Below are 12,150 nucleotides of genomic sequence, written 5' to 3'. Positions count from 1 at the left end.
AGGCTTTACGTGTACGACGGCACCCACCGTCCCTTTCCCCTCCCCTCATCCCGCCATGCCCTGCGGCGACGGGCACTCGCCACGGCCCTGTCCGCCGCGTTGTCCGCCGCCCTGCTGACCGGCTGCGGCACGGAGGGCGAAACCCGTGACCGAGGCGGCGCGGCCACGTCCGTGAAGGGGTTCCCGGTCACCATCGACAACTGCGGCATCCGCACCACGTACGACGAACCCCCCTCCCGGGTGGTCACCATCCACCAGCACCCCGCCGAGCTGATGCTCGCTCTGGGCCTGAAGGACAGGATGGTCGGCACCGCGTTCCCCGACTCGGCCGTTCTACCCGCGTACCAGAAGGACTTCGCGGCCGTCCCGGAGCTGGCGGAGAAGGAGCCGTCCTTCGAGACCGTCCTGGAGGCCGAGCCCGACTTCGTCTATGGCGGCTACGGAAGCGCGTTCGCCCAGAACGAGGGGCGGTCGCGCAAGGCGTTCGCCGACGCGGGCATCGACACCTACCTCAACCGCGAGTACTGCGGCAAGAAGCAGGTGTCCATGACGGACACGTACGACGAGATCCGTACCATCGGCAGCATCTTCGGCGTGCCGGAGCGGGCCGACAGGCTGGTGGCCGGTCTCCAGGACCGCATCCGGAAGGCCGGCGAGGCGGTCGGGGGCGCACCGCCGGTATCGGTGTTCGTGTACGACAGCGGCGACAAGTCCGCGTTCACCGCGGGCGGCAGGAGCCTGGGTACGGAGATCATCCGGCTGGCCGGCGGGCGCAACGTCTTCTCGGACCTGGACGACGTCTTCGGCGACGTCTCGTGGGAACAGGTGGTCGCCCGCAGGCCCCAGGTGATCGCGATCTACGACTACCGCGGTGCCGGGAGCGTGGAGCAGAAGAAGAAGTTCCTGCTCTCCCAGCCCGCCCTCGCCGACGTGCCCGCCATCAGGAACAAGCGGTTCGTCGTGCTGCCGCTCACCGCGACATTGGTCGGCGTACGGCCTCCGTACGCGGTGGAGGACCTCGCTCGAGGGCTGCACCCCGAGCGCTTCCGGTGACGGCCCGCACGCCCGCACGTACGCCGGCAAGCCCGAGCGGCACGATGACCGCACCCTCCCCTGGGCCCGGGTCGTCCCTCGCCGGACCCAGGGCGTACCCGCCGCGGGGACGGACCTACCTCCTGACGCTGGGGGTCCTCGGCGTGCTCCTCCTGGTCTCCGTCACGGCCGGGCTGGCCATCGGCTCGGTGCACGTACCGCCCGGCGAGGTGTGGAGCATCGTGGCGCACGGCCTGGGGGCCGACCGGGCGGAACCGACATGGTCACGCGCACGCGAGACGATCATCCTCGACGTACGGGCGCCACGCGTACTGCTCGGAGCGGTGATCGGACCGGGGCTCGCCGTCGTGGGCACGGCCATGCAGGCCCTGGTACGCAACCCCCTCGCGGAGCCGTACCTGCTCGGCGTCTCATCGGGCGCGTCCCTGGGCGCCGTCATCGTGATCGTCTCGGGCGTCACTCTCTTCGGAGCGGTGTCGCTGTCGGTGTCCGCGTTCGCCGGAGCACTGCTGACGCTCCTGCTCGTCTACACCACGGCCAGGGCCGGCGGGCGGATCACCTCGGTCCGGCTGGTGTTGTCGGGGGTGGCGGTGGCCGCGGTACTCACCGCGGTGATGCACCTGCTGTTGCTGACCGCCGACCGGGGCAACCAGACACGCGAGGTCCTCGCCTGGACCATGGGCGGCCTCGGCGGCGTCCAGTGGGCCACGCTGTGGCTGCCCGCGGCCACGCTGCTGGTGGGCATCGGTGTGCTGCTGGTGCAGGCCCGGCCGTTGAACCTGCTGCTGGCGGGCGAGGAGGCCGCCACCACGATGGGGCTGGACGTGGGGCGCTTCCGGGCCCGGATGTTCGTGTTGCTGTCCCTGCTCACCGGCGTCCTCGTCGCGGCGGCCGGACCGATCGGCTTCGTCGGGCTGATGCTCCCGCACATCGTGCGCTTCTTCGTCGGAGGCGACCACCGCCGGGTGCTGCCCACGGCGGCCCTGGCCGGAGCGGCCTTCCTCGTCTGGGCCGACATCGCGGCCCGTACGATCGCGGCCCCCATGGAGATCCCCGTCGGCGTCCTGACCGCGCTGTGCGGCGGCCCGTTCTTCCTGTGGCTGCTGCGGCGGGACGCCCGGCGGAACACCGACCGAGGAGTGGCATGACCGGGAACCACCTCGCCGTCGAAGGCCTCACCGTGAGCGCGGGGGCCCGCCATCTCGTACGAGATGTGTCACTGACCGCCGAGCCCGGTGAGGTGATCGGTCTGGTCGGCCCCAACGGAAGCGGCAAGTCGAGCCTGTTGCGTGCCGTCTACCGCGTCCTGCGCCCGGATGCCGGGCACATACGCGTCGACGGAACCGACGTCCGGTCACTTCCCGTGCGCCGGCTCGCCCGGACCATGGCCGTCGTGGTGCAGGAACCGGGTGCCGCCTTCGACCTCACGGTGCGGGACGTGGTGGCCATGGGCCGCACACCGCACAAGCGGCTGCTCGACGGCGACACCGCCGAGGACGCCCGACTGGTCGAGTCGTCCCTGGCGTCGGTCGACGCGGTGGGGCTCGCGGACCGTTCCTTCGACCGGCTCTCCGGCGGTGAGCGGCAGCGCGTGCTGATCGCCCGGGCGCTCACCCAGCAGCCGTCGCTGCTCGTACTGGACGAGCCGACCAACCACCTCGACGTCCGCCACCAGCTCGAGGTGCTGGGCGTGTTGCGTCGCCTGCCCGCCACGGTGCTGGTCGCGTTGCACGACCTGAACCTGGCCGCCTACTACTGCGACCGCCTGTACGTCCTCCGGGACGGCGAGGTCGCGACCGCGGGCCCGCCCCGCGAGGTGCTCACCCCGCGCCTGCTCTCGGAGGTGTACGGCGTCGCGGGGGAGGTCGTCGTCCACCCCCGGACCGGGGCGCCTCACGTCACCTTCCTCCCGGGTGACGTATCGCCGGAGGCGGACCGCGTCTGCTGAGCCCGGGCGCCGGGTCGGTGTGTGGGAGAAGCCCCGGGCTTTGGCCGCCCGGGGCTTCTTCGTGCACCCATCGCCGAGTTCAACGACCGAGGTTCGGGTGGGTCACGGTCCGCATGGACTCCGCTGCGCGGGGCCGCCGGCGCTGAGTGGCTGCTTTCCTCTTCGCACGGTGTTGCTGAATTGCTTTGCCATACGAATCAGTTGGCATCACTCCCATGCCTTTCGGCTTCGCACAACAGTTGCTTTGCTCGGTCGCCTTGTTTGCTTGTCGCAACGCCACAGCCTTACCCTGCAACGCAGTCCCCATCCCTCACATACTTCACGAACCCGCAGGAGGGCACATGCCGAACTCGGCGACGGCAGCAGGAAGCATCGAAACAACCACCGCGCTGCTGATGGAAGAACTCCCGCAACTCGAACAGCACCAACAGGCACTGGAGAAGGACCTCGCAGCCGTCACCGAGCGGCTCGAATCGGTGCGCAGTGCTCTCACCGCGCTGCAGGCCCTGTCCACCGTGGCAATTCCGGCACCGCGCTCCGAAGTACGCGCGGACGCCGGGGAAGCGGTGCAGCCCGCTGTCGCAACACCCGAGGCCGAGCCCGTGTCCGAAGCGGTGCCGGTGGCAGCGCCGGAGACGGAGACGGAGACGGAGGCCGAGGCGGCTCCGGAGACGGAGACGGCCACCGCACAGGACGCTCCGGCACAGCGCGCGCGCCGTGCCACTGCCCCTGGGCGGAAGAGCACGGCCAAGAAGACCGCCAAGCCGGCGGCCAAGCCGGCGGCCAAGCCGCGTCAGGCGAAGAAGGCCGGCACGGCGAAGAAGACCACTGCGGTGAAGGCCCCGAAGGCCAGGAAGACGGCCGCCAAGGAGTCCTCCCCCGCCCCCGACAACACCGGCGGCCTGACCGATCAGGTTGCCGCTGTGCTCGCCCGCAACGGCGACACGCCTCTGCGTGCCAGGGACGTCGCCAAGGAGCTCGGCCGCGACGACACCACCGGCGCCATCAACACCGTACGCAGCACCCTCGACCGTCTCGTCGCGACCTCCCGCGCCCGCCGTGCGGGCCGCGGCCTGTACCAGGCGGCGCCCGCCAACTGACTCCCCGACTACCTGAGCATGCAGCCCCGTCCCGGCAGCCCTGGGGCCGCCGGGGGGCCTGCACGCCGTCAGGGGCTGCCCTCCGACCCCTCCCTCACACCCGACGAAGCCGACGTGGCCGCGCTCCCCGCGGAATCGAAGCCGTCCCAGGCCCTGAACTCGGCCCTTTTCGTACGGCGCTTTCGCCTCGCTCGTCGGACGCACCCCCATCTCCTCCCGAACGTGCCGCTCACCCCATCTCCGGCCGGACGCACCACGGCTGCGTTGTCAGTGGTCGCAAGTATGTTCAGTGGTGTCCCGCCGGAGTGGCGCGGATGCCCCCTCACGCATGGGAGATGGTGCGTTGTCAGACTGGGAGAGGTCGAGCACGGCGCGGGTGACAGCGCCCGCACGGCCACGCAAGCTCGCCAAGGTGCCGTTCGTCGAGTTGGCCGACGGGCGCTTGCAGGGCGTGGTGTCCAGTGGCTCGGACATCGAGAGGGTCTATGTCTCGTCGGTCGCGGCCGGCACCTACGCGTTCACCTGCAGCACCAACAACAACCGGCACTGCGGCGGCGCGCGCGGTTCGTTCTGCAATCACATCCGCGCCCTGATCAACGAGGCGGTCCTGCAGTACGGCGCCGAGCGCGTCGCCCGCTACCTGAGGGCCGAGACCGTGGACGGGGCGCCCAGCGCGCAGACCATCACCGCCGACATGAGCAACGCACGTCCACCGCGCGGTGACACCAATGCCGCCGCGCCCGTATTCAGCCGGTTTCTGCGCCATCTTGCCTACCTGGAACTCGCCCCGGGCACGGGGCCGTTGCCGGAGATGCAGTGGTTCCCGCCGACCAGGGCGGTGGCGTAATGCGCGTCGACCTGCTCTCCGAACCCGTCGCCGGGCTCGACGAAGCCCTGGAGGCCGTCGACGCCTTCGACCAGGCTCTCGTCGTCGGCCTGCTCCGTCCGCAACCCGCCCAGGCCGCCGGTCTGGCCCGGCTCGCCCACGCCGTGGCGGGGTCCCCGTTGGCGTCCAGGGTCGCCGAGGCGGCCGAAAAGACGGCGGACGGAGCCGCGAGCGAGGACCATTTCGTCGCCCTCGCCGCCGCCCGCACCGCGCTGCTCGGCTCGGTCCATGACGCGCTGATGACCCGCGTCGGGGAGGCGACCGGCCGGTCCCGCAACGAGGCGACCACCCCGGCTTCCGCTGGGCAGCAGGCGGCGAACGTACTCGCCGCCGCCCGTTCCTGGCTGGCCGATGTGGCACGCGCCGGGTGGCGGGGAGTCGACCACGACGTGGTTTCCGGGGCGGCGCACGTGGTCTCCGCGATGCTTCCGGACCCCCTGCTGCGCCGCCTGGCCACGCTCCTCGACGGCTTCGCCGCCGAACTGGCCGCTTCCTGCCCCGGCGCGACCCTGGAGCGCGTTCCGGTACGCCGCTGGGCCGACCTGTGGTCGCGTGCAATGCTGCTGACGCTGCCCGGCGCCGCCGGCGCGTCCACGACGGACACGGCGAGCGGCCGCCTGTTGCCCCTCGGGGTCGACGTCCATGAGCATGCCACCGCCGTACAGGCCCAGGTCCACGCGGTGCTGGAGCCCGCGGACGGCTCCGCGCCCCGCCTGGTGCGTGCGGCCGTGTCGGCGCCGAAGCCGGACACGGTCGTCGGAGCCGGGCTCTGGCAGCTGCTCCGTCCGCACATGTCGCTCCTGGCAGCCGTCGGCGAAGGCCGCTCGATGGACCTGGCCGGCATGCCGATCACCGCGGAGGGTGATCTGCTCTGGAGCGACGAGCACGCCCGCCCGGGTGAGCCCACCGACGCCTTCGCCACCGCTCGCGTCGCCCTTCCCGCCGCGACCGATCCGGTGACCGCGCCGCTGGACCGGCACCCGGCCCGCATCGCCGTACCCGTGTTCCTGGAGGGCTACACCGCTCACAGTGACGACGACGGACTGACGTTCACCGCCGCCGGGTACGCCCTGGCCGTCGACACCGACCGCGTTCCGGCCGCCGGACCGCTCACCCCCGAGGCCGTCGCGGCGTCCGGAGCGTGCATCGGTCTGCTCCGCTGGGACGCCGACTCGTATCGGGTCCAGCCCCTGGCCGTCGAGACCACCGTACGGAAGAAGGCCGTCACCCTCCACGCCGGCGGATGGGCCGGGGGTACGACCGACAAGGCCGGTATCAAGGCGGAGAAGGCCGCGACCGACGCCGTGGCAGTGCTGCGGGAGCGGGCCGGAAGGTTGCTGCGGAAATGACCGAGCACACGAGCGGGCCAACGGCCGCAGCCGGGCGACCGGCCGAGGAGCCAACCTCGCCGACGCCCGGGGCGGACCCCCACGACAACCGCCGTCAGGTGCTGTACTGGCGGCTCCTCGCCCGCCTCTTCGACCACGAGGAGCAGGCCGCGCTGGAGTCGGCGAGCCTCGCCGTCGTCGAGGACATCGGCCTGCCGTCCGCGTTGCTGGACCCCCAGGCCTCGGTCGACTCGATCGTCCAGCGCCACCCGGAGCTGGCCGCCGAGTTCGACGGTCTGATGGCGCCCGAGCCCACCGACGACGAGGGCGGTCGGGATCGCGCCGGCGAAGTGCGGCGCGCGGCACTGGTGTCGAAGGTGCTGCTCAACGTCTTCGCCTCCGGCTCCGGCACGGTCACGGCCGGACAGCTGGCCCGGTGGCAGTCCGACGCGGGCTGGCTGGAGCGCGCACTGGGCTGCAAGCCCGGCGAACTGTGTGGCGGCCGCGCCGGCGGAGGGGTGGGGGCGAGTACGGGAATCGGGGGAGGCTCGGCCGGTAAGGGCGTGAGCCCGACCGGCACCGGTGGCCGCGGTACGACGCCCGATCTCGGTCGGCTGATCCCGGCGATCCGCCCGGAACTCGGCGCCATCGAGGCCGACCTGGTCAGGCGGATGCGCTTGCGTGAGGTACTGGCCGATCCCAGGCTCGCCGCGCAGCTCACCCCGAGCATGTCGCTGATCGAGCAGTTGCTGCGGGACAAGAACAACCTCTCGGGCGTGGCCCTGGCCAATGCCAAGGCCCTGATCCGCCGCTTCGTCGACGAGGTCGCCGAAGTGCTGCGCACCCAGGTGGAGAAGGCCACGGCAGGCGCCCTGGACCGCTCCGTCCCGCCCAAGCGGGTGTTCCGCAACCTCGACCTCGACCGCACGATCTGGAAGAACCTGACCAACTGGAGCCCGGAGGAGGAGCGGTTGTACGTCGACCGCCTCTACTACCGGCACACCGCCCGCAGGACGACGCCCCAGCGGCTCATCGTCGTTGTGGACCAGTCCGGCTCGATGGTCGACTCGATGGTGAACTGCACCATCCTGGCGTCGATCTTCGCCGGGCTGCCGAAGGTGGACGTCCACCTGATCGCGTACGACACGCAGGCACTCGACCTCACGCCCTGGGTGCATGACCCCTTCGAGACCCTGCTGCGCACCAATCTCGGCGGCGGTACCGACGGCACGGTCGCCATGGCACTGGCCCAACCCAAGATCGCCGAGCCCCGCAACACCGTGGTGGTGTGGATCTCCGACTTCTACGAATGGCGGACCGAGCCGCTGTTCGAAAGCATGGCGGCCATTCACCGCTCAGGAGCCAAGTTCATCCCGGTCGGCTCGGTGACCAGCTCAGGGCGCGGCAGCGTGAACCCGTGGTTCCGGGAGCGGTTCAAGGACCTCGGTACGCCGGTGCTCTCCGGCCACATCCGCAAGCTGGTCCACGAACTCAAGACGTTCCTCGCTTAGACGTTCCCCGCTTGGACATTCCTCAAGACTCGCTGAGAAAGGCCCTGTTATGTCCGACCTGTTGCGCGCCCCCGCCGAGATCAAGTACGCCGAGGAGCTCGATTGGCTGGAGTCCGTCGACGACGGCCCCAAGCCCTTCTCCTGGCGCCTGTCCCCGAAGATGGTCCGCCTGTTCATCCTGGGCTCCGAGCGCTCCGACGGCCTGGAGCGGGAGATCGCCCAGAAGTGGTTCGGCGACCGCAGCTTCGTCGAGCGTTCCATCGTCACGCTGGCCTCCGACCGCGGCCTGCTGCTCATCGGCGACCCCGGCACGGGAAAGAGCTGGCTGGCCGAGCTGTTGTCCGCCGCGATCTGCCGCAACTCCACACTGGTCGTGCAGGGCACGGCGGGCACCACCGAGGACCACATCAAGTACTCCTGGAACGTCTCCATGGTCATCGCCAAGGGCCAGTCCCGGGAGTCGATGATCCCCTCGCCGATCATGACCGCGATGGAGTCCGGGTCCATCGGCCGTTTCGAGGAACTCACCCGCTCCACCAGCGACGTCCAGGACGCACTGATCTCGATCCTGTCCGAGAAGTACATCTCGGTCCCGGAACTGGACAGTGACAACATCGTCTTCGCCAAGCCCGGATTCTCGGTCATCGCCACCGCCAACAGCCGCGACCGGGGCGTCAACGACCTGTCCTCCGCGCTCAAGCGCCGCTTCAACTTCGTACGCATCCCGGTGGTGACGAACAAGAAGAGCGAGGCGGAGATCGTGCGCTTCCGCACCGAGGAGCTGCTGCGACGCCACCAGATCGAGCTGGACGTGCCGCCGACACTGCTGGACGTGCTGCTGCAGAGCTTCGCCGATCTCCGGGCCTCGGCGGCCGCGGCCGGCAGCGACGACGAGAAGCTGGAGTCCGCGCTGTCCACGGCCGAACAGATCGGCGTGCTCGAGGACGCGATCCTGCACAGCAACTTCTTCGGCGAGCGCGCTCTGACCGCCCATACGCTGGCCTCCTCGCTCGTCGGGTCGCTGACCCGCCGCGAGCCCGAGGACCTCGCCATCCTCAACAAGTACCTGCACGGCGTCGTCGAACCGCGCAGCAAGGACGAGGGCGGCTCCTGGCCGGAGTTCCTGGAGGGCGGCCGCGACGCGATCGCCGCCCTGTCATGAGCGGTCCGCACGAGGGGACCTTCGAGGCACTGCGCGGGCAGTTGCAGGAGGCCGCCGCGACATTCGCCGACGGGCCCGACGCGCTGGAGGGCATCCTCCTCGGCATCGTCGACGACGTCGACCGCGCGGTGCGCGAGCCACTGGAGATCTTCCCCGTCTGTCACCACTCGCCCGCCTCGGCGATCGCCATGGCACGCCGCCTGCGGGAGAAGCAGCCGAAGGTCGTGTACCTGGAACTGTGCGAGGACATGGCGCCACTGCTGACGGAACTGCGCAACTGCACGTTGCCGGTGGCGGTCCAGGCATTCGCGACCGAGGTCGACGGATTCCCGGCCGAGTGGTCCCCGCTGTCGGTGGTCGCACCGATCACCGAGGCCTCGGCCGAGTACCAGGCGATCGCCTACGCCCTGGACACACCGGGCGTCGAACTGGTCCTCGTCGACCGCTCCTCCGACCACGTCTTCCAGTGGGACGCCCGCGGGACGCACTCCGCCGAGCCGGCCGACCCGGACGCGCCGCCCGCCGAGGAGGAGGCCGCGCTGCACGGCCAAGCGGTCGGTGTGGAGATCGGTGACCTGCGGCCACGCTTCGCCGATCTTGAGGAGCACCTGCTGCGCCACGGCAAGGTGCGGCACTGGTCGGAGTGGTGGCACCAGTACGTCGAGCTGCCGCTCGGCGACTGCGACCACGACACCTACCGCCAGGTCATGCTCCTGATCGGCAGCCTCTTCAGGCGCCTGGCGCCCGGCGATCCCCATCGGGTGCGCGTGGACGGGGACCGCGAGCGCTACATGTGGACGAGGATGCGCGAGCACCTGGCCGCCACCGGCACCGATCCCGCGGACTGTCTGTACGTCTGCGGCGCCTTCCACGCGGCCAGCCGCGTCCCGGAGTTCGGGGTCCACGGCACGGACACCTTCGAGATCGGTCCGCGCAGTGCCACCACGTGGCAGCACGGCCTGATCCCTTCCAGCCACGCGGCGATCGAGGCGCAGTTCGGCCTCGCCGCCGGTTCGGTGTCCATCGCCGCGACGGTCTGGGCGAAGAACGTCAGGCGCACCCGCGTGGAGCCGTTCCGCCTGGCGGGACAGGCGGGGGCGAGGACGTCGAAGGCCAAGAAGGCCACGGCCGCGCCGGCTCCCGTACCGGCGGTTCCTCCCTCGGACAAGCTAACCGGCTTCCTGCGACAGCCGCCCGTCCTGGACCGGCTGGACGAGGCCGAACTGCTCGGCTGGTCGGTGGAGATCGTGCGCGCCGCGCGCCGCAACGGCTATCTCGCCTCCACCGCCGACGCCATCGCGGTGTTCGAGACGTCGATCCTGCTGGCCGGAATGCGCGACCGGGCCCGGCCGACGCCGTACGACTTCCAGGACGCGGCCGTCACCTGCATTGAGAAGGATGCCGTGCCGGGCCGGCGCGATGTGCGCCGGCTGGTGGAGATCATGATGGGCGGCGACCGGGTCGGCCAGGTCGGCTACGACGCGCTGCCGCCCCTGGCACGTGACGTACACGACCGGCTCGCGCCCTTGCAGTTGAAGCTTCAGCAGCGCGGCGTGCAGCGGGCGTTGCTGGACATCGCCTCCCAGCCCGGACTGGAGCGGTGCTCCGACGTGCTGTGGATGCTGCGGTACCTGATGCCGCAGGGCGCCGCACGGCCCATCATGGGCGAGCGGCGCCTCGGCGAGCGGCCGATCCAGGAGTCGTGGGATCTGGCGCTGGGCACCCACCAGCGTGCGCTCATCGAGCTCGGCTACGAGGGCGTCAGCATCGAACAGGTCCTCGAGCAGCGCCTGCGCCGCACGGCATACGGTCCGCACGCCACCGCGGCGACCGTCCTGGAAGCCGTCGAGGACGCGACGCTGTACCTGCGCAGCCGCCGTCTCGCCGACGAGCTGGGCAGCCGCGCCCTGGAGGTGCTGTCGGCCGAACGCAGCGTCGACGGCGCACCGGAGGTGCTGCGCCGCGTGCGGCGGCTGCTGGCGCACTACCGCACCAGCGAGCCGGTGCTGCCACCGTGGATCGAGTCCTTCGTCAAGGCCGGATACGCGCACTACTGCACCCTGCTGCCGACGGCGTTCACCGACGACGACGCCACGGTCCGCCACGTTGCGGCGATGCTGGGCTTCCTGTTCAGCATGGAGGGCCTGGCGTTGTCACTGGGCTGCGACCGGACCCAACTGGAGCTGGCGGTCGCCCAGTCGCATCCGCAGGACCCGTCGAAGACGGCGCTGCTGTGGGCGGCCCAGGTGCAGCTCGGGCTCCTCTCCCGCGCGGACCTCCGGGCGAGGTGCGACGAGCTGCTGGGCAATCCCCTGGTGGTGCCCGCCTATCCGCGCTACCTGAGCGGCCTCGTACACGCGCTGGAGCCCGTCCCGGGCCTCACCGACTTCGTCGTGGAGGCGGTGTCGAACGCGTTTGGACGGCTGCCGGACCCGGTGCTGCTGCCGTGGCTGCCCGCCCTGATCACCACCCTGCGATCGGGCGGCGCCGAGTTGGCCCCGCTCCTGATCCGTGAGGCCGGACGCATCTTCCCCGGCCGGCTCGCCGCGCTGGACGCGTGGGTGCCGCCATGGCTGGCGCAGCCGGAACCGGAAGCGGCGCATCGGCCGGGGCGGGCGGCGCTGCTCGCCGCCCACCCCGCGACGTGCGACGCGGTGGCGAGCCTGCTGGGCTGCGACGGAGCATGGGAGGCAACGGAACCCGGCCCGTCAGGCGTGGCACTGGCCGGTCGCCATCCGGAGACGGCCGTGGCACTGGAGGTGCTGCTGGCCGGCGCATGACCTCCCCCGCCGGAAGGCCCACGCAACGGACCACCCACGCCCAGCCACCACCGCCCGGCGGCACCCGTGCCCGGTGCTGGGTGCTGGTCACCCGGTGGGCCGGTGCCGGCGGGCCGGCCGCACGGTGCCGGGCGCCGGTGGACCGATGCCCGGTGCTCGGCGTCAATGAGCCGGACGATGCCGGTGGCCGACGTCCCGGTGCCCGGTGCCTTAGGGCGGGAGCCGGTCGGCCAGCGGCCGGGCGCCGGGCGCGGGTGGACCGATGCCCGGCACTCGGCGCCGATGGGCCGGTGACCGGGTGCCGACCTGGAGGACGGCGGGACGGCGGGCCGGTGGCCGACACCCGGTGCCGGTCGGCCAGTGGCCAGGTGCCGGCGGCTGA

The 12,150-nt window shown here is 71.3% G+C and carries 9 protein-coding genes; all 9 read left to right on the top strand.

What is annotated here, in order from left to right; translation table 11 throughout:
* The first annotated feature begins 9 nt into the window (after positions 1 to 9).
* The 9 genes from BKD26_RS31330 (at position 10) to BKD26_RS31290 (ending at position 11,768) form a co-directional block, all read left to right on the top strand.
* On the top strand, positions 10 to 1,053 hold the full coding sequence (locus BKD26_RS31330; protein ID WP_084905291.1) for an ABC transporter substrate-binding protein: 1,044 nt from the start codon (positions 10 to 12) through the stop codon (positions 1,051 to 1,053).
* Positions 1,054 to 1,097: 44 nt separating this feature from the next.
* Complete coding sequence (locus BKD26_RS31325; protein WP_084905289.1) at positions 1,098 to 2,201, top strand: iron ABC transporter permease; 1,104 nt, start codon at positions 1,098 to 1,100, stop codon at positions 2,199 to 2,201.
* On the top strand, positions 2,198 to 3,001 hold the full coding sequence (locus tag BKD26_RS31320) for an ABC transporter ATP-binding protein (RefSeq protein WP_084905288.1): 804 nt from the start codon (positions 2,198 to 2,200) through the stop codon (positions 2,999 to 3,001). Before BKD26_RS31325 ends, BKD26_RS31320 begins: the two co-directional genes overlap by 4 nt.
* A gap of 341 nt (positions 3,002 to 3,342) precedes the next feature.
* On the top strand, positions 3,343 to 4,101 hold the full coding sequence (locus BKD26_RS31315) for a hypothetical protein (protein WP_084905286.1): 759 nt from the start codon (positions 3,343 to 3,345) through the stop codon (positions 4,099 to 4,101).
* 328 nt (positions 4,102 to 4,429) lie between these two features.
* Positions 4,430 to 4,948 carry a hypothetical protein gene (locus BKD26_RS31310; protein ID WP_084905283.1) on the top strand — a complete coding sequence of 173 codons (519 nt, stop codon included), beginning with the start codon at positions 4,430 to 4,432 and terminating at the stop codon, positions 4,946 to 4,948.
* A complete protein-coding gene (locus tag BKD26_RS31305) occupies positions 4,918 to 6,336 on the top strand; it encodes a hypothetical protein (protein WP_084905281.1) in 1,419 nt (472 codons plus the stop codon). Before BKD26_RS31310 ends, BKD26_RS31305 begins: the two co-directional genes overlap by 31 nt.
* Positions 6,333 to 7,826 carry a VWA domain-containing protein gene (locus BKD26_RS31300; RefSeq protein WP_084905279.1) on the top strand — a complete coding sequence of 498 codons (1,494 nt, stop codon included), beginning with the start codon at positions 6,333 to 6,335 and terminating at the stop codon, positions 7,824 to 7,826. Before BKD26_RS31305 ends, BKD26_RS31300 begins: the two co-directional genes overlap by 4 nt.
* 49 nt (positions 7,827 to 7,875) lie before the next feature.
* The gene (locus tag BKD26_RS31295) at positions 7,876 to 8,988 is read left to right on the top strand and encodes an AAA family ATPase (RefSeq protein ID WP_084905277.1); all 1,113 of its coding nucleotides are present in this window, start codon (positions 7,876 to 7,878) and stop codon (positions 8,986 to 8,988) included.
* On the top strand, positions 8,985 to 11,768 hold the full coding sequence (locus BKD26_RS31290; RefSeq protein WP_084905274.1) for a DUF5682 family protein: 2,784 nt from the start codon (positions 8,985 to 8,987) through the stop codon (positions 11,766 to 11,768). Before BKD26_RS31295 ends, BKD26_RS31290 begins: the two co-directional genes overlap by 4 nt.
* Positions 11,769 to 12,150: the final 382 nt, after the last annotated feature.

This window comes from Streptomyces sp. CB03238 (genome assembly GCF_002099185.1).
In the GTDB taxonomy this organism is placed as follows: domain Bacteria; phylum Actinomycetota; class Actinomycetes; order Streptomycetales; family Streptomycetaceae; genus Streptomyces.
The sequence above is the reverse complement of the archived record's forward strand: the minus strand, read 5'-3'. Positions and strand labels throughout refer to the sequence as shown.